Annotated in this window: 16 protein-coding genes; 11 read left to right on the forward strand and 5 right to left on the reverse strand. The window is 70.9% G+C overall.

What is annotated here, in order from left to right:
* Positions 1–7: 7 nt before the first annotated feature.
* Positions 8–1,402 carry a pyridoxal-dependent decarboxylase gene (locus tag FKD65_RS39640; RefSeq protein WP_141584625.1) on the forward strand — a complete coding sequence of 465 codons (1,395 nt, stop codon included), beginning with the start codon at positions 8–10 and terminating at the stop codon, positions 1,400–1,402.
* Between the two features lie 214 nt (positions 1,403–1,616).
* Positions 1,617–2,159, forward strand: a complete 543-nt coding sequence (locus tag FKD65_RS39645; protein ID WP_141584627.1) for an HAD domain-containing protein — start codon at positions 1,617–1,619, stop codon at positions 2,157–2,159.
* Positions 2,160–3,793: 1,634 nt separating this feature from the next.
* On the opposite strand, the gene FKD65_RS39650 is transcribed toward FKD65_RS39645, so the two are convergent.
* Entirely contained in the window at positions 3,794–4,525 is a 732-nt protein-coding gene (locus FKD65_RS39650; protein ID WP_141584629.1) for an SDR family oxidoreductase, read from the reverse strand.
* A 95-nt stretch (positions 4,526–4,620) separates the two neighbouring features.
* On the opposite strand from FKD65_RS39650, the gene FKD65_RS39655 reads away from it, so the two are divergent.
* On the forward strand, positions 4,621–5,451 hold the full coding sequence (locus tag FKD65_RS39655) for a LysR family transcriptional regulator (RefSeq protein WP_141584631.1): 831 nt from the start codon (positions 4,621–4,623) through the stop codon (positions 5,449–5,451).
* Between the two features lie 44 nt (positions 5,452–5,495).
* Here the strand turns inward: FKD65_RS39655 and FKD65_RS39660 are convergent, their stop codons facing one another.
* On the reverse strand, positions 5,496–5,855 hold the full coding sequence (locus tag FKD65_RS39660; RefSeq protein WP_141584635.1) for a hypothetical protein: 360 nt from the start codon (positions 5,853–5,855) through the stop codon (positions 5,496–5,498).
* Positions 5,852–6,250: an ATP-binding protein gene (locus FKD65_RS39665; RefSeq protein ID WP_168221329.1), complete on the reverse strand. Its 399-nt coding sequence runs from the start codon at positions 6,248–6,250 to the stop codon at positions 5,852–5,854. The genes FKD65_RS39660 and FKD65_RS39665 overlap by 4 nt, the downstream gene beginning before the upstream one ends.
* Before the next feature lie 198 nt (positions 6,251–6,448).
* On the opposite strand from FKD65_RS39665, the gene FKD65_RS39670 reads away from it, so the two are divergent.
* From FKD65_RS39670 to FKD65_RS39680, 3 genes are read left to right on the forward strand one after another with little or no spacing between them, the layout of a single operon-like run.
* Complete coding sequence (locus tag FKD65_RS39670; RefSeq protein ID WP_141584639.1) at positions 6,449–7,255, forward strand: helix-turn-helix transcriptional regulator; 807 nt, start codon at positions 6,449–6,451, stop codon at positions 7,253–7,255.
* Positions 7,246–7,440, forward strand: coding sequence for a DUF397 domain-containing protein (locus tag FKD65_RS39675; protein WP_141584641.1), 195 nt, complete (start codon positions 7,246–7,248; stop codon positions 7,438–7,440). Before FKD65_RS39670 ends, FKD65_RS39675 begins: the two co-directional genes overlap by 10 nt.
* A gap of 31 nt (positions 7,441–7,471) precedes the next feature.
* The gene (locus tag FKD65_RS39680; protein ID WP_141587375.1) at positions 7,472–7,645 is read left to right on the forward strand and encodes a DUF397 domain-containing protein; all 174 of its coding nucleotides are present in this window, start codon (positions 7,472–7,474) and stop codon (positions 7,643–7,645) included.
* A gap of 90 nt (positions 7,646–7,735) precedes the next feature.
* Here the strand turns inward: FKD65_RS39680 and FKD65_RS39685 are convergent, their stop codons facing one another.
* Positions 7,736–8,371 (reverse strand): TetR/AcrR family transcriptional regulator, encoded by a 636-nt coding sequence (locus tag FKD65_RS39685; RefSeq protein WP_141584643.1) that lies wholly within the window; start codon positions 8,369–8,371, stop codon positions 7,736–7,738.
* 146 nt (positions 8,372–8,517) lie between these two features.
* On the opposite strand from FKD65_RS39685, the gene FKD65_RS39690 reads away from it, so the two are divergent.
* The 5 genes from FKD65_RS39690 (at position 8,518) to FKD65_RS39710 (ending at position 16,189) form a co-directional block, all read left to right on the forward strand.
* Positions 8,518–9,276 carry an SDR family NAD(P)-dependent oxidoreductase gene (locus FKD65_RS39690; protein WP_141584646.1) on the forward strand — a complete coding sequence of 253 codons (759 nt, stop codon included), beginning with the start codon at positions 8,518–8,520 and terminating at the stop codon, positions 9,274–9,276.
* 337 nt (positions 9,277–9,613) lie between these two features.
* Positions 9,614–10,783 (forward strand): AAA family ATPase, encoded by a 1,170-nt coding sequence (locus FKD65_RS39695; protein WP_141584648.1) that lies wholly within the window; start codon positions 9,614–9,616, stop codon positions 10,781–10,783.
* Complete coding sequence (locus FKD65_RS39700) at positions 10,741–13,077, forward strand: DUF5682 family protein (protein WP_205718425.1); 2,337 nt, start codon at positions 10,741–10,743, stop codon at positions 13,075–13,077. Before FKD65_RS39695 ends, FKD65_RS39700 begins: the two co-directional genes overlap by 43 nt.
* Complete coding sequence (locus tag FKD65_RS39705) at positions 13,074–14,237, forward strand: VWA domain-containing protein (protein ID WP_141584649.1); 1,164 nt, start codon at positions 13,074–13,076, stop codon at positions 14,235–14,237. The genes FKD65_RS39700 and FKD65_RS39705 overlap by 4 nt, the downstream gene beginning before the upstream one ends.
* Entirely contained in the window at positions 14,234–16,189 is a 1,956-nt protein-coding gene (locus FKD65_RS39710; RefSeq protein ID WP_141584651.1) for a hypothetical protein, read from the forward strand. The genes FKD65_RS39705 and FKD65_RS39710 overlap by 4 nt, the downstream gene beginning before the upstream one ends.
* 4 nt (positions 16,190–16,193) lie before the next feature.
* Here FKD65_RS39710 and FKD65_RS39715 read toward each other — a convergent pair whose 3' ends face one another.
* Entirely contained in the window at positions 16,194–17,132 is a 939-nt protein-coding gene (locus FKD65_RS39715) for an MBL fold metallo-hydrolase (RefSeq protein ID WP_141584655.1), read from the reverse strand.
* Positions 17,133–17,172: the final 40 nt, after the last annotated feature.

The following is a 17,172-nucleotide window of genomic DNA, read 5'->3' on the forward strand; positions in this document are numbered from 1 at the left end:
TCCGCTCATGCACCCACGCCTCGCCGACGACCTCGCCCAGCTCCCGGACCTCCTGCGGACGGTCGGCCAAAGCGCGAACGACATCCTCGACCGCCTGCACGAGCAGCCGGTCATCCCGCCGCTGCACCTGCCCGCCCCCAGGCCGCTCCCCGAAGAGGGAACCGGGCTGGCGGCGGCGCTCACGGAGTTCACCCGCGAATGGGCGCCGCTGCTGTCGGCCAGCGCGGGCCCCCGCTACCTGGGGTTCGTCACCGGCGGCGCCACGCCCGCCGCGCTGGCGGGCGACTGGCTGACCGCCGCCGCCGACCAGAACCCCACGTCGGCGCTCGACGGGGCGGGCCCGGAACTCGAACGCCGGACGGTCGGCTGGCTGCGCGAGCTGTTCGGTATCGGCGCCGACCACCACGGGGCGTTCGTCAGCGGCGCGACCATGTCCAACACGGTGGGCCTGGCCATCGCCCGCGAGTGGCTCGGCGAACGCATGGGCGTCACCGTGGCGGAGGAGGGCACGGCGGCGCTGGGGCGGGTGCGCGTCCTGTCCGGAAGTCCGCACTCGAGCATCGGCAAGGCCCTTTCCTTCCTCGGCCTCGGCCGCGCCTCCCTGATCCAGGTGCCGGTGCTGCCCGGCCGCGAGGCGGTCGATCCCGCCGCGCTGGAGCGGGCGTTGGCCGAGGCCGGCGGCCCGGTGATCGTGGTCGCCAACGCCGGCACGGTGAACACCGTCGACTTCGACGATCTCCGCGCCATCGCCGCGCTGCGGGAACGCCACGAGTTCTGGCTCCACGTCGACGCCGCCTTCGGCGCCTTCGCGGCGCTGTCACCGGACCACGCGGACCTGGTCGCCGGTCTCGGCGCCGCCGACTCCATCTGCGTCGACCTGCACAAATGGCTGAACGTCCCCTACGACAGCGCCGTGCAGTTCACCCGCCACCGCCACCTCCAGACCCGGGTGTTCCAGAACGCCGCCGCCTACCTCGGCCCGCTCGGCGAGACGCCCGACCACGTCCACCTCACCCCGGAGAACTCCCGTCGCCTGCGCGCCCTCGCCGCCTGGTTCACCTTGCGCGCCTACGGGCGGGACGGCCACAGCGAGATCGTCCAGCGGAACATCGCCTGCGCGCACGCCCTCGGCCAGGCCGTGGAGACGATTCCCGGACTGCGCCTGCTGGCGCCCGTCCGCCTGAACGTCGTGTGCTTCACGCTGACCGAGGACCCCACCGCCGAGCGACTCGCGGACCTCGCCGCCGACCTGAAGGACGAGGCGTTCCTGACCCCAACCACGTATGACGGGGTACCCGCGCTCCGCGCCGCCTTCAGCAACTGGCGCACCACCGACTCCGACGTCCACCGCCTCACCGAGGCCCTGAGGGCCAGCCTCACCCGTCCCACCCCCGCCCCTTAGCCAGCCGGAAGGTATGTTCCAGGTCGAATCTGCGCAGGTAGGACTACCACCACTGGTCGACGTCGGCGGGATCGGCGCCGGTGGCCGAGCACCACAGCCATACCGGCGGCGGGTTGCGGTCGCCGGGCAGGTGGTGGCTTGGAGACGCACCAGGGCGCCCTCGATGACAGGCGCTCCCCGTTCCCCGTCGCCCAGGTCATGCCATGATCTGGCCATGGCATGGGGCATCGGCGGAATCCCACGACCGGGCATCCGGCCATCCGCCAAGCCGATGCTCTACCTGGACATCGATGGCGTCCTCAACCCGGAACGGCCCAGCCGTCTCGGAGAGTCCGTCGATCACCTCATCGGCCGACTCACGGTTCGACTCTCGCCCCATCACCGCGAATGGCTCGCCGAACTGGGAGAACGCTACGAACTGGTCTGGGCGAGCACCTGGGAGGAACACGCCAACACCTACATCGCCCCGCTGCTCGGCCTGCCCGAACTCCCCTACGTAGCACTCACGGCCTACCGATACCGGCCAGACGACCCACCACTACCGGTCACCCAACTCCCGCAGATGCGCAAATGGGCACCGATCCTCCGCCACGCCGACGGCCGCCGCTTCGCCTGGCTCGACGACATCATCCCCCTACGAGCCCGCCGCCAAGCCCTACCCCACCGCGGCATCCTGCTCGTCCCCGTACACCCCGCCGACGGACTGCGACGCCGCCACGTCGACAGGCTCCTGAACTGGCGCGCCGCCCAAGGTTGAAGAACAGGCTCAGGGCGTGGTCGAGAAGTCAGTCTCGGTCGGTATGGCTGCGTGCTGCGGTGAACGCCCCCGCCACCGGCGGGGCCACAGTCCACTGATCCGCCATAGGTCTCATGACCCGCCGCCTGGCACGAGGCGGGCGACCCCGCCGTCCGCCAAGCCCCAAACGCCACTCGAACACCTTTAACAAGATCCTTCTTGAACTTGCACTTAGTGATCTTTAGTGGCAGGGAACCAGGCGAGCTGCTCCAGCGTCCTATTTGCGAGAGCCAATCCGTAATCCAAAAGCTGATACGTGGGTGCAGTGAAGCCGGATCAGCGCACACTGGGGTACTAGGGGTGTTGATGACTCGGTCGATGAAGCATGTTGTCGCCGGGGTTGGAACGGTGCTCGTGGCGCTTGTGGTCAATGTTGCGACGAGCCGATTCACAGAGAATCACGACCTGGTCGCCTGGACGGCAGTAGTGGCCGTTCTTCTTTTGGGTGGAATACTTCAAGGGTGGATTTACGCCAAGGAAGAGGCGTCGAGCCCACACTGGCAGCGGATCGGTCGAGTTCGCGCAAGGAATATTGTCCAAAGATCGGCCGGCCCTACACGGCAAGAGATATCGGAGGCCAATGCTGAGGGAGATATTTCTCAAGAGCAGTAGCGGGGGGTGGCGTTGTCGGTTCGAAGGCGGCGCAGTGACCGCAGTCAATCGGTCAATAACTCGATTGTTGCCGGAAATGTAGTCCAAATAAAGAACTACAAAAGCGGCGTGCTGGCAACTCTTGTGATGATAGCGGCAGTTCTTGTCGTCGTCTTCACGATCGGTTCCTCGCCCGACGCTGGTCGGCGAGCAGAAACTTCGCCTTCTGCGGCACCTTCCTCTAAAGAGTCTAAAGAGTCTAAAGAGTTCGAGTTGTGGTCGAGCAGCTCGGAAAATGTTCACAGAACCCTAAAAGACCGCGGATGGGTTGCGGGAGATTTCCCCGTAAGTCAACCTTATCTTCGCTCGGTAGAGGTGGCTGCCGGGCCCCCTGGGGTGGGAAAGGCGCAGCTAATCGTCTATGATGAGCTCGGGAAAGAAGTGATCGGATGTGATCGCGGTATCGACGACACTTGGCGAATCAAGTGCGTCTTCGATCAGCCGATCGACGTAAGGCGCTACGTGGGGCGCCACCTGTATTTACTGGTCAAGAGAGTGACGCCCTACCAGCCTATACGTGTCTACCTGAGTAGATATGACGTTAATCCCAACGTGAGAAGCTATGTCCCCTGCGGCTCGCGTAAATTAATTCAGCAGTGCCCCAATTCGCGATCACAAGATCTGAATATGCTCATATATGGCTGGTCACGACTCGATGGCGACTAGCGTGCTCTCTGAGGAGGATGGGCTAGGGCAGCCCGGCCTGAGGTAGACCAGGGGCATCAGAGGCCAGGGGCCGGCGCGGCGCCGCCCACTCCGTCCACGATCATGGGGTGAGCAGCGCGCACGAATCTGCCGCCGGTCTTGTTATAGGTGTGCGAAGGGGTGCCAGACCTGGGCCGATGGGTCAGTCCTGATCAGGTGCCGCTCGAACGGACTTCCAGAGATGTCATACCGACCGGGATCAATGCCTCAAACACGCATTTAGAGGTCGTTTCAAAGAGTTACCAGGGCACTACGCCGGCGTCTTCGAAGAAGGAGCCGGTCGGGCCGTCGTCGGGCAGGGTGGCCAGGTGGACGGCTATGGCGGCGCCCTGCTGGGCGGTGCGGGTGCCGCGGAAACCGTTGAGGTCGGTCGCGCAGTAGCCGGGGCAGGCGGCGTTGATCAGGATGTTGGTGTCGTGCAGTTCCTTCGCGTACTGGAGGGTCACGGCGTTGAGGAACGTCTTGGAGGGCGCGTAGGCGGCGGAGATCGGGCCTACGGCCTCCATGCCGGACTGGGAACTCTGGCGGGTGAGAGAGCCGACGCTGCTGGACATGTTCACGATGCGCGGTGCGGCGGACCGCCTGAGCAGCGGCAGCATGGCGTTGGTGACGCGGATGACGCCGATCACGTTGGTCTCCACGACCGTTCGCATGGTCGCGGGTTCGACGGTCGTGGGCGTCTGCGGCATCCCACCGGTCACCCCGGCGTTGTTGACCAGTACGTCGAGCCGTCCGAAACGGTCGGAGAGCAGGGAGGCCGCGGCGGCGACGCTCTCGTCGGAGGTCACGTCGAGGGGGACCGCGAACGCGTCGACCCCCTCGGCCCGGAGCTTCTCGACGGCCTCCGCGAGCCGCTCCGGGGACCTGGCCCCCACGCCGACGGTGTGTCCGAGGGCGCCGAGCCCGACCGCGATCTCGTATCCGATTCCCTTGTTCGCGCCGGTGATCAGCGTGATCGTATGTTCGCTCATACCCGAAATCCTGGTCGTGCGGCCGAGAACACTCCAACACCGCCTGGGTAGCGTTCGATACCCCACGGGTATTGATCCCCGGGTACGGTGAGGGCATGGAGACGCGGGAGTTGCGGTACTTCGCCGCCGTCGCCGAGGAACTCCATTTCGGCCGTGCCGCCGAGCGCCTCGGGATCGCCCAGCCGCCCCTCTCGCGGGCGATCAAGCAGCTGGAACGCCGCCTGGGCGTTCGGCTTCTCGAACGTACCAGCCGTGCGGTTGAACTCACCGAGGCCGGAAAGGTCCTGCTCAGAGAGGGCCGGGCCGCCCTCGACGCGGTCGATGCCGCCGCCCGCCGCACCCGCCGCGCCGCCGCCGGGGAACCGAAACTGGTGCTGGTCACCAAGGCCGGGGCGGCGAGTGAACTGCTGCCGAAACTCCTGGACGCCTACGCCGCCGAGCCCGGCGCGATCGCCGTCGAGGTCCTGCTGTGCGGGATCGGGGAGCAGGAGCGGCTGCTGCGCGACGGTCGGGCCGACGTGGGCCTGCTGCACAGGCCGTTCGACTCGACGACCGGCCTCGACACCGAGGAGTTGAGCGCCGAGGGCCAGATCCTGGTCCTGCCGAAGGGGCATTCCCTCGAAGGCCGCACGGACCTGCGCATGGCCGACATCGCGGACCTTCCGCTGCCACGCTGGCCGCACTGCGGCGGCGGCTACCCCGACGGTCCGGGACCCGAGGTGCACGACCACGCCCAGCTCCTGCAGCTGATCGCGCTGGGCAGGGCGGTGGCCCTGCTGCCGGAGAACGCCCGGATCCATCTCCGCCGCGACCTGGCGTTCGTTCCGGTCCTGGACGCGCCGACCGTCACCACCGTGATCGCCTGGCCGCCGCACAGCCGTTCCCTGGCCCTGGCCGGGCTGATCCAGACGGCCACCCGCCTTTAGGGACCCAGCGGTATGGCCCCGGCCGCCTGGCGGCGTCCCCGCGACTACCAGGCGGCCGGGAACATCATGTGCCTGAGCAGCGCGTCGATCTGATCCGCGGCGAACTCCGCGTCGCCGCAGGCCGCCAGGTAACCGGCGCGCCCTCGCCCGGCCTCGTAGTACCCCCGGTTGCCACCCGGTGAGGAGCGGACGCCGACGACCATTCCCGCGTGCTCCTCGGGACCGCAGGCGAACACCCACAGCAGCGGCAACGGCACGGGGAACTCCTCGTGGCGGTAGAGACGGACGGACCGGTAGCCCTTGAGCCGCAGCGCCACCGCGAGCAGATCGAGATGCCGCACCACGGCCGCCCGTCCACGGCACATGCGCCACCACAGGACGCACCGCTCCAGCTTGGCGCTCACGGCGCACACTTGACCCATACGATCTTCCCTTTCTCGTTGAGCGGCCGGACGCCCCATTCCCGGACGAGTTGCGCCATCATCAGCAACCCGCGCCCGTCGAGCGCGTCATGGTCCTCGGGTCGGACGACGGGAAGCCCGGCGCCCTCGTCCCAGACCTCGATCACGACGAGCCCGTCCCGCTCGTCCCGGAATATCCGGACGACGATGTGCCCGCTTCCAACGTGCTTGTAGGAATTGGTCACCAATTCGGTGACCACGAGCCGCCCGACGAAGTCGTCCGCGGCCCCGAGTTCCCGGAACCGCTCCACCAGAAATAGCCGCGCCTGCGCCGGTGCTTGATCGCCCGATTCGAGCACGAGAACCGGCACCTCGGGAGCCAGGGCCACCGCAGCCATGACCGTCCCCTTCCAGCCTGAATGGCGTGATCTCGGACGCATCCCCGGCATGAGCGGAGAAATACACCCCAATCACCCTGTGTTGTCGAACCAGCACCATCCAGCCACAAGGCGTCGTAGGTTAATGGGTGAGCTGCGAACTAGCCACAAAGTGTTAGCGATCAGTGGCGCACCACTCAACACTGGGAAGGGACTGCCGTGTCTGCTACCGGCGACCACGGGCGGAAGACCGAGCCTGAGCTGCTCGGTTTCGGTGCGTTGATCAGACGTCATCGCGAATCCACCGGCATCAATCAAGCCGAGCTGGCAAGGTTGGTCAACGTTGCGCGTTCCTATGTCAGTCATGTCGAGCGTGGCCGCACGAGGTGCCGCAGAGACTTCGCGGTGCGCCTGGACAAGGCACTCAACGCGGGGGGAGAGATCATCGGGTCTTGGGAGGAACTCCTGGAGTCGATCAAGGCGAGCAAGTATCCCACCTTTTTCGTGAATTTCCCCAAAGCGGAGGCTTCGGCGGTAATGTTAAGAGGCTACGAGACAACTGTTGTCTACGGTCTGTTCCAGACAGAGGCGTATGCGCGCCATCTTTTGCCGGACGAGGAGGCATTCAAAAGCAGAATGCGGAGACAGGCGATTCTTGAGAAGAGTCCCCGGCCGGTTGTCTCCGTGGTCATGGACGAGACCGTGCTCTATCGTGAGGTCGGCGGAAAGGAAACGATGCGGGAACAGCTCGAATATTTGACCGAGCTGTCGCATCGGGAGAGAGTCATCATCCAATTGGCCCCCGTCGCCTACTATCGAGGTGTCTGGACGCCGTTCGCCATCGCAACTCAGCCAGACCAGCGCCAGGTCGTGTACACCGACAAGGCTTACGGGGGCGAGACGTCCACGGGAGCGGACGAGATCAGGATGGTCACCGAGGCTTTCGTTACACTCCAAGCGGAAGCGCTGAGCGTGAAGGACACACGAACGCTGATCAGAAGGGTGATCGACGAGCGATGGACCTGAGCAGGGCAACATGGCGCAAGGCAACTCGTAGCAACGACTCCGGCGCCAATTGTGTCGAGGTGGGGTCGGTTCCGGGTGTCGTCGCTCTCCGCGACAGCAAAGACCCTCATGGCCCGGTACTTGTGCTGAGTCGTTCAAACTTCAGGCGCTTCACCGAGGCCCTCAAGCATGCCCACCAGCCGTGATCTCGCCGCTTCGATGGCGACTCGAGGGTTGATGGAGCTGAATGGATTGGTCTGGCGTAAGCCTTCTCGTAGCAACGAGTCTGGAGATGCCTGTGTTGAGTTCGCCTCTGCCTCCGGTGTGGTGATGGTTCGGGACGGCAAGGATCCTGACGGCGCTCGGCTCGTTGTGAGCCGGGCGGGTTTCCGGAGTCTCGTGAGGTCCTGAAGAACAACGCCTGACGGGCATGGCGCAGAGGAGGACCCCGCTGGGTGGGTCAGGGCACCGCACCCACGCGGCGTCCGCCGCAAGTTCTCTTCAGGTCGGTCGATCGGAGGCGTAGCGGGCGAGCATGGTCTCCACAGCCTGCTCGACGGCGTAGCGGATGTCAGAGGTTGTGGGGTTCCAGTCGGTCAGCAGCATGCGGGGCCACAGGACGTAGTTGGCGATCATTCCGAGGAACTGGTTGGCGGCGCTCTCGGCGTCCGGAACCTCGGCGTTGCCGGCCTCGTGCTCAGACTCCAGGTAGTGCTGGACTGAGGCGAAGTAGGGCAACTTGCCGAGCTGGAACTGCATCCGCCCCAGTTCGGGGAAGCGGGGCAGCTCGGCGATGACGATGCGGAACAGGGCTGTCATGCCGGGTCGGCCGATCAGGTCGGCGTAGCGGTGGCCGATGGAGGTCAGGCCGGAACGCAGGTCTCCGGCTTGAGGTCGCGCGACAACGCCACCGGCGTCACGCTGCCAGGACTCGGTGACGATGGCCTCGAACAGGGCTGCCTTGGTGGGGAACTGCTTGAACAGGGTGGACTTCGAGACTGCCGCGCCTTCGGCGATGCGGGCGAGGGAAGTGCCGTCGTAACCGCGGTTCAGGAAGAGGTCCGTGGCTGCGGAGATGATCGCCTCACGCTTTTGCTGGGCGAGGCGGCGGTGATGTGCGGAGAGCTCTGCTGCCATGCGTGCAGTATGCACCAGCTCCGAGGCGAGTCACTTGACTCGCCTCTTTTGTGATGCCTACGATGCGACGAGATACGAGTCGAGTGACTCGCATCTGAGGGCGACACCCGCCGTCTCTCAGGTGCAGTGCGATGAGGGAGCAGCTGATGACAGTCGACAGGATCGCTCTGGTGACCGGCGCGAACCGTGGCCTGGGTCGGAGTACGGCCCTTGCCCTTGCGGCGCGCGGGGTGCGGGTCGTGGCCACCCATCGCGGTGATGCGGCCGGGGCCGAGGAGACGGCGCAGCAGGTGCGGGCTGCGGGGGGGACTGCCGCCGTCGTGCGTCTCGACATCAGTGACGTCTCCTCCTTCGGAGCCTTCACTTCCGAACTGAGCGGCCTGCTTGGGCGTTGGGGGGGTTCGCGTCTCGATATCCTGGTCAACAACGCGGGAGTGGGTGTCTTTGGCCCGCTGGAAGCCGTCACGGCCGACGACTTCGACACGGTGTTCGGCACGAACGTGCGGGGCACGTTCTTCCTCATCCAGTCGCTTGTGCCGCTGCTGGCGCCGGGGGCCCGCGTCATCAACGTCTCGTCGTCGTTGACTCGCCACACCAGTCCCGCGACCTCGGTCTACTCCGCCTCGAAGGCCGCCGTCGAGGCCCTGAGCCGCACTCTGGCCGCAGAACTCGGCCCCCGCGGCATCCGGGTCAACTCCATCGCCCCGGGGCCGACCGCCACTGACTTCAACGGCGGTGCCATGCGGGATGACGCCGAGATGCGCCAGGGCCTCGCCGGGCAGACCGCGCTCGGCCGCGTCGGCGAGCCCGAGGAGATCGGTGACGCCCTCGCCACGCTGGCATCCGAGGGCCTGCGCTGGATGACCGCCCAGCGCGTCGAGGTCTCCGGCGGCGCCCTCCTCTGACCGACCGAGCAACCCCGCGCCGGTCCCACGCAACGCCGAGGCGGGTGCCCACGGTCTCGTCCTCGCCGGGGTGCTCATCGAGACAGTGGGAGCAGGGGCGTCGGCCGGTGTACGGCGGGTTGCGCTTGGTTTGCGTCGGCATGGACGACGGTGTCACCAAGGGTCCGCCTTCCGGATCACCGTCGATGCGCTCTGACAGGCGCTGCGGGCACGGGGCGTGCCGTCAGCCGGACGCCGTGACCGTCTGGGGGCCGGTTTCGGAGGTGCACTCCCTGAGCCGGTTGGAAAGACGGGACCTCTGGGGAGATTGTCTGAGTGGTCCCCTAGCGTTGGGGGCATGGAAGATCATCCCTCGGAGGGGTCCGAGGACGTGGGCTCGGCGGAGTACCAGCGGCCCCCGGCCGAGATCCGGTTCGCCGGCGAGCTGGAGAGGCTCCGCGAGAACGACACCGGCCCGAAGCCGCCCGGCTGGGCGCTGAGCCTGACCGCCGCGCAGCGGTTCATCGTCGGTGACGACGCGCTCGGCGTCCGCCGCAAGTTCGTCGGCGACACCGCCCTCATCGACCGGGCTCTGGTGACGCTGGCGACCAGCCGGGGGCTGATGCTCGTCGGTGAGCCGGGCACGGCGAAGTCGCTGCTGTCGGAGCTGATCGCGGCGGCGGTCAGCGGCACCTCCACGCTGACGATCCAGGGCGGCGCGGCCACCACCGAGGACCAGATCAAGTACTCGTGGAACTACGCGCTGCTGGTCTCGGAGGGTCCCTCCACGCGCTCGCTCGTGCCCGCGCCGCTGCTCACCGGGATGGCCGAGGGCAAGGTCGTCCGGTTCGAGGAGATCACCCGCTGCCCGCTGGAGGTGCAGGACTCCCTGCTCTCGCCGCTGTCGGACCGCGTCCTCGCGATCCCCGAGCTGTCCCGAGCGGCCGCCGGGGGGAACGGGACGGCGCCCTCGCACGGGGGGCAGAGCGCGGACGCGATGGTGTTCGCGCGCGACGGGTTCAACATCATCGCGACCGCCAACACCCGCGACCGCGGCGTCAACGAGATGAGCGCCGCGCTCAAGCGGCGGTTCAACTTCGAGACCGTGTTCCCGATCGCCGACTTCGCGACCGAGCTGGACCTGGTCGAGCAGGAGGCGCGGCGCCTGCTGGAGCACAGCGGCGTCGAGGTCGCGCCGCGCCGCGACGTCCTGGAGGTGCTCGTCACCGTGTTCCGGGAGCTGCGGAACGCCACCACCGCGGAGGGCCGGGCGATGGACCGGCTGTCGGCGGTGATGAGCACCGCCGAGGCGGTGTCGGTCGCCCACCAGGTCGGGGTGCGCGGCTGGTTCCTGCGTGGGGAGGCGGGCGGCGCCGCCGACATCGTCGAGTGCCTCGCGGGCACCGCCGCCAAGGACAGCCCCGAGGACCTGGCCCGGCTGCGCCGCTACCTGGAGCAGCAGGCGCCCCGCCGCGACGGGGAGCAGTGGAGCGCGCTGCACGCAGCCCGGAAGCTGCTGCCCGGCTGATGGCCGTCACGTTCGTCGGCGTCCGGCACCACAGCCCCGCCTGCGCGCGGCTCGTCCGCGAGACGATCCGGCGGCTGCGGCCCGCGTACGTGCTGGTGGAGGGGCCCGCCGACTTCGGCGGGCGGATCGGCGAGCTGCTCCTCGGCCACGAGCCGCCCGTCGCGGTGTTCAGCTACTACCGCGACGCCGCGCGGGTGCACGCGTCCTGGTCGCCGTTCTGCGCCTACTCCCCGGAATGGGTCGCGCTGAACGAGGGCCGGGCCGCCGGGGCCGAGCTGCGGTTCATCGACCTGCCCGCGTGGCACCCGGCGTTCGCCGGGCGCAGCAACCGCTACGCCGACGCCGAGCTCCGCTACGCCGAGGTCACCGAGCGGCTGTGCCGGGAGTTCGCCGTCGACAACACCGACATCCTCTGGGACCACCTGTTCGAGATCGACGCCGAGGGCGCGGCGGAACGTCTCGACGCGTACTTCGGTCTCCTGCGGGGCGAGGCGGAGGCGGGGGAGGACGACACCGCCCGCGAGGCCTACATGGCGGAGTGGGTGCGGGCCGCCGAGGCCGACGCCGGAGACCGCCCCGTGGTGGTGGTGACCGGCGGCTTCCACAAGCCCGCACTCGAAGCCCTCGCCGCGTCCGGCGGCACCGGATGGCCCGAGGTGCCCGAGCCGCCCGAGGGCGCCACCGGCGGCAGCTTCCTCGTGCCGTACTCGTTCCGGCGGCTCGACGCGTTCACCGGCTACCAGTCGGGGATGCCGTCGCCGGAGTACTACCAGCGGCTCTGGGAGGACGGCCCCGACGCGGCCGCCGAGGCGCTCGTCGAGACGGTCACGGCCCGGCTGCGCGGCCGCGGCCAGGTCGTCTCGACCGCCGACCTGATCGCCGCCCGGACCCTCACGACCGGCCTCACCCGGCTGCGCGGCCACCCCGCGCCCGCCCGCACCGACCTGCTGGACGGCCTGGTGTCCGCGCTGGTGAAGGACGACCTCGACCAGCGGCTCCCGTGGACCTCGCGCGGCATGCTCGCGCCCGGGGCGCATCCGGCCGTCGCCGAGATGGTCGCCGCGCTGAGCGGTGACCGGACCGGGCGGCTGCACGCCGGCACTCCGGCCCCGCCGCTCGTCGGCCAGGCGGCGGCCGAGCTGGCTCGGCTCGGCCTCGACCGCTCCGGCCCGGTGGTGCTGAAGCTGACGACCCCGCGCGGGCTGGAGCGCAGCCGGGCGCTGCACCGCCTGCGCGTCCTGCGCGTCCCCCTCGCCGACCGCGAGTCCGGTCCCGTGACGGGCGCCGACCCGGTGCTGGAGGAGCGCTGGGTCCTGGACGCCTCCGACCGCGACGGGCGCAGGCACGCCGCGCTCATCGAGGCGGGCGCCTACGGGCCGACCCTGGCCGACGCGGCCGCGGCCGCCCTGGACGAGCGGACCGCCGGCGCGGGCGCCGACATGGAGGAGCTCGCCGCCGTGCTGTTCGACGCGGCGCTGTGCGGCTGCGCGGACCAGTCCGGCCGGATCGCCGAGTCGATCGCCGCGGGCGTCGCCGGCGCCTCCGACCTCGCCGCGCTCGGCGCCGCGCTCGAATCGGTCCTCGGTCTGTGGCGGCACGACCGCGTCCTCGGCACGGCCGGGAGCCCGCTGTTCGGCGCGGTCATCGAGGAGTGCGCCGAACGGATCCTGTGGCTGGCCGAGGGCGTCCGCGGCGGCCCCGCGCCCGCCGACCTGCGCCGCCTCCGCGCGATCGCCGCGACCCGCGACGCGCTGCTGCACGCCTCCGGCGCGCTGCGCCTGGACCGGGACGCGGCCCTCGGCGTCGCCCGCCGCGTCGCCGCCGAACCCGGCGCCCCGCCCGACCTGCGCGGCGCCGCGTTCGGGCTCGCCCGCGCCCTCGGCGACACCGGGGACCCGGCCAGGGCCGTGCGCGGCGCGGCCGCACCGGAGACGTTCGGCGACTGGCTCGCGGGGCTGTTCGCGCTGGCCAGGCAGGAGGTGCTCGACCCCGGCGGCGCCGTCCTCGGCGTCCTGGACGAGCTGGTCGGCGGGCTGGACGAGGACGGCTTCCTCGTCGCGCTGCCCGCGCTGCGGCAGGCGTTCGAGTTCTTCCCGCCCCGCGAGCGCGAGGCCATCGCCCAGGGGCTGCTGGACCGCCGGGGCCTGCGCGGATCCGCCCGCTCGCTGCTCCGCTCGCCCGCCCCGCCGCTGGTCACCGCCGAGGCGATCGCGCTGGACGCCCGCGTGGACCGCGCCCTCGCGGCCGCGGGCCTCCTGGCCGCCGGATCCACCGCAGAGGAGGGGGCGTCGTGATACCGCCCGACCTGGAACGCTGGCGGCTCGTCCTCGGCTCGCCCGCCGAGCAGTGCACGGGCGCCCTCGGCGGCGAGGCCGCCGAACGGGACGCGGCGCTCGACTGGCTGTACGGGCGCGACCCCGACCTCGGCCGGCGCGGGGTGCGGCGCGGCGGCGGGGGCGGAGGCGACGGCGAGCCCGACCGGTCCGGCGACCGCACCGGCGGCCAGGGGCCGTCCACCCTCACCACCGTCGACTGGCTCGACGCCGTGCACCGGCTCTTCCCCAAGGAGACGATCGAGCGGCTCGAACGCGACGCCGTGGAGCGGTACGAGATCCACGACATCGTCACCGACCCGGCCGTCCTGGAGCGCATCGAGCCGGACGAGTCGCTGCTGCGCGCCGTCCTGCGGACCAAGCACCTGATGAACCCCGAGGTCCTCGCGCTCGCGCGCAGGATCGTGGAGGCCGTCGTCCGGCAGCTGATGGAGCGGCTCGCCACCGAGGTCAGGCAGGCGTTCCACGGCACCCGCACGCGGCGGCCGAGCCGCGTCAAGAACTCCCGAAACTTCGACTTCCACGGCACCGTCCGCGCCAACCTCGCCCACTACCGGCCGGACGAGCGCCGCCTCTACATCGAGAACCCGAGGTTCGTGTCCCGGACCCGGCGGCACGTCGAGCAGTGGCAGATGATCCTGCTGGTCGACCAGTCCGGCTCCATGCTCGGCTCCGTCGTGCACGCCGCCGTCACCGCCGCGTGCCTGTGGGGGCTGCCCGGCCTGAAGACGCACCTCGTCGCGTTCGACTCCTCCGTCGTCGACCTGACCTCCGACGTGACCGACCCCGCCGAGCTGCTGATGAAGGTGCAGCTCGGCGGCGGGACCGACATCGCGCGGGCCGTGGCCTACGGGGCCGGGCTCGTGGAGAACCCGCGCCGCGCGATCGTCGCGGTCATCACCGACTTCTTCGAGGGCGGGGACGCGTACCGGCTCGTCCGGGAGGTGCGGCGGCTCGTCCAGGAGGGCACGCAGGTGCTCGGGCTGGCGGCGCTCGACGAGGACGCCAACCCCTCCTACGACCGGGGGATGGCGCAGCGCCTCGCGGACGAGGGCGCCCACGTCGGCGCGATGACGCCGGGGCAGCTCGCCGAGTTCGTCGCGGAGAGGATCGGCCGGTGACCCGGGCCGACCTGCTCGCGCTGACCCCGGACGCGCTCGCCGCCCTCGCCAACCGCGGCCTGGTCAAGCGCGCCGCCAAGGACCTGGACGCCGGCAACGGCCCTGAGATCACCGTCTCCCCGGACGGCGGCATCGAGGGCGCCTTCCCTGACGGGACCACGGCGTCGCTGCCCGCCGGGGCCGGGCTGGAGGCCGCGCACTGCTCCTGCGCGGCGACCGGGACGTGCCGGCACCGGATCTGCCTCGTCCTCGCCTACCAGCGCGGCGCGGCGGAGCCGGACGCCCCGGCGGCCCCGGAGCCGTCGCCCGACTGGTCGCCCGGCGCCTTCGACGACGACGCGCTCGCCGGCGTCCTAGGCCGCCGCGCCCTCACCGCCGCGCGCCGCGTCCTGCGCGCGGGCTACTCGGCGAAGATCCGCCGCCCCACCGCGCAGGACCCGGTGGCGCAGGTCGAGCTGCCGACCTGCACGGTCCGCTTCCTGGTGCCCGGCGAGCTCGGCTACATCCACACCGACGCCGCGGCGGCGGTGCGCGGCGAGGTCACCGTGCTCGCCGTCTGGGCGTTCCGCGCCGCCGACGAGCGCGGCCTGACCGGCGAGGAGGTCCGGGTCGACGTCGGCGGCCCGGCCGGGGCGGGCGGGACCGGCGGTGACGGCCTCGACGCCGCGCTCGACCTCGCCGACCAGGTCCTGCTGGACGGCGCCGCGCACACCGGGCCCGTCCTCGCCACGGCGCTCGAGCGCACCGCGGGCGACCTCGCGGCGGCCGGCCTGCACTGGCCCGCCGCCGCGCTCGGCGACCTGGCCGGGCAGCTGTCCGCGCACCACGACCGCCGCGCCGACCACGACCCGGCGCGCGTCGCGGAGCTGCTCGCCGAGATCCACGCCCGGCACCGCGCGGCCGCCCACGGGAGCCGCTCCCAGGTGCTGGGGACGGAGGAGGCCGCGGACACGCCGCTGCGCCGCGTCCGCCTCGCCGCCCTCGGCTGCCGCGTCGGGGGCACGCCCGGGACCCGCACCGCCGACGTCTACCTCGCCCACACCGGCACCGGGATCGTCCTCGTGCTGAAGCGGCGCTGGGACGTCCCGGACGGCGGCCGCCTCACCGGCGCCGACCTCGCCGGGCGCCGCGTCCTCGGCTCCCCGCTGCGGTCCCTCGCCGCCGCGAACGTGGTGTCCGAGAGCGCCTCGCGCAGCGCCGGGCGCGTCGTGCGGGTCGCCGCCGGGCGGATCGCGAAGACGACCGTCACGCCGCTGGGCGACACCTGGGAGAGCCTGCCCGCCCGGCTGCGCGTCCGCGACCTGGCCGCCGCCGTACGGGAGCTGGAGGCGCTGCCGCCCCGCCTCGTGCGGCCCCGGGTGGAGGCCGAGCTGGTCCGCGCCGTCGAGATCGCCGAGGTCCGCGACATCGGCTACCACCCGGGCGCGCAGCGGCTGGAGGCCGTGGTCGCCGACGCCGCGGGGACCACGGCCGTCGTCTCCGCCGACTACAGCCCGCACCGCCCCGCCGCGCTGGACGCCCTCGCCGAGGCGCTCGAGGCGGAGCCCCGGTTCGTGTCGGGCGCCGTCCGGCGGGACCGCGGGGGCCTCGTCATCGACCCCTTCGCCGTCATGACCGCCCGCGGCACCGTCGTCCCCGACCTGGCCCCCGGCGAGGGCACCGCCGCCCTCGGCGCACCGCCCGCGGCCGCGCCGGACCCGCTGGCGGCGGCCCTGGACGAGGCGCTCGCGGCCTGCGCCGAGGCGGCCCACCGCGGCCTGCTGCGCCTGCCGCCGGGGGTGCGGGATCGCCTCGCCCGCGCGGGCGGGACGCTGGCGCGCGCCGGCCTCGTCACGTCCGCGCGGGCCCTCACCGACCTCACCGCCGCGCTCGCGGCCGACGACCCGCGCCGCATGGCCCGCGCCTGGGCCACCGCCCACATCCGCCTGGTCACCGCGGCCGAACTGCGCTGACGCGCTACGCGCGGCAGGTGAGCGGGCGGCCCCCGTTGAAGGCGATCATGTCGTTCAGGGCGGCGACCAGATCGATCGGCGCTCCCGGCGCGTGCCCGTCCAGCTCGGCGTAGGCGCGGTGCAGGTTGCCGACGAGGCGCTCAGGGTCGGTCAGCTCCGCGTACGGGCCGAGATCGGCCTCGCGGGCGGCCTCCAGCGGCGACAGCCCGGCCGGCTTGGCCTCGGCGGCCGTCGCCTGGACGAACCGCGCGTAGCCGAGCCCTCGGGAGATGAGCTCGGGGCCCCCGACGGGCCCGTGCCCGGGGACGATCGTCTCCGCTCCGAGCGGCGCGACGACCTCCTCCAGGACCCTGATCGCGCCCGCGACCGAGCCCTGCATCAGGAACGGGGTGCCGCCGTTGAACAGCAGGTCGCCGCAGAACAGCACCCGCCGATCGGGGAGCCACACGATCGAGTCGTTGGTGGTGTGCGCGGGCGTGCCGACGTGCCGGACCTCGCAGCGCAGGTCGTCCACCCACAGCGTCACGGCGTCGGTGTAGGTGAGGAACGGAGGCTCGATCTCGACGCCGCCCCAGTCGACCTTCGTCCAGAACGGCTCGTCGAACGGCTCGCCCCAGGCGAGCGCGTCCTCCCGCGTCCTCTCGTGGCCGACGACGGTGGCGCCGGAGAACAGGTAGTTGCCGAAGGTGTGGTCGCCGTGGTGGTGGGTGTTGACCAGCGTCCGGACGGGGCGGTCCGTGACCGACCGGATCGACTCCAGGTACGCGCGGGTGCGGCGCTCGGTCGAGCAGGAGTCGACGCTCGTCACCCCCCGCGCGCCCACGAGGAAGCCGGTGTTGTTGATCCACCAGGTGCCGTCGGGCTGGAGGTAGGCGAAGATCCCCTCGGAGACCTCCTCCAGCCGCGGGCTTCCCGGTCCCTCGCGGTCGGGTGCGTCGCTCATGGCACCGGGAGTGTAACCGGCGCCGGGCGGGCGCCTCCGG

Source organism: Actinomadura sp. WMMA1423, from assembly GCF_006547145.1.
Taxonomy (GTDB): Bacteria; Actinomycetota; Actinomycetes; order Streptosporangiales; family Streptosporangiaceae; genus Spirillospora.

Bases quoted from the DNA above. Each gene is read 5' to 3' on its own strand.
- FKD65_RS39640 (WP_141584625.1), top strand. From the start codon at position 8: ATGCACCCACGCCTCGCCGACGACCTCGCCCAGCTCCCGGACCTCCTG.
- FKD65_RS39645 (WP_141584627.1), top strand. From the start codon at position 1,617: ATGGCATGGGGCATCGGCGGAATCCCACGACCGGGCATCCGGCCATCC.
- FKD65_RS39650 (WP_141584629.1), bottom strand. From the start codon at position 4,525: ATGAGCGAACATACGATCACGCTGATCACCGGCGCGAACAAGGGAATC.
- FKD65_RS39655 (WP_141584631.1), top strand. From the start codon at position 4,621: ATGGAGACGCGGGAGTTGCGGTACTTCGCCGCCGTCGCCGAGGAACTC.
- FKD65_RS39665 (WP_168221329.1), bottom strand. From the start codon at position 6,250: ATGGCTGCGGTGGCCCTGGCTCCCGAGGTGCCGGTTCTCGTGCTCGAA.
- FKD65_RS39675 (WP_141584641.1), top strand. From the start codon at position 7,246: ATGGACCTGAGCAGGGCAACATGGCGCAAGGCAACTCGTAGCAACGAC.
- FKD65_RS39680 (WP_141587375.1), top strand. From the start codon at position 7,472: ATGGAGCTGAATGGATTGGTCTGGCGTAAGCCTTCTCGTAGCAACGAG.
- FKD65_RS39685 (WP_141584643.1), bottom strand. From the start codon at position 8,371: ATGGCAGCAGAGCTCTCCGCACATCACCGCCGCCTCGCCCAGCAAAAG.
- FKD65_RS39690 (WP_141584646.1), top strand. From the start codon at position 8,518: ATGACAGTCGACAGGATCGCTCTGGTGACCGGCGCGAACCGTGGCCTG.
- FKD65_RS39695 (WP_141584648.1), top strand. From the start codon at position 9,614: ATGGAAGATCATCCCTCGGAGGGGTCCGAGGACGTGGGCTCGGCGGAG.
- FKD65_RS39715 (WP_141584655.1), bottom strand. From the start codon at position 17,132: ATGAGCGACGCACCCGACCGCGAGGGACCGGGAAGCCCGCGGCTGGAG.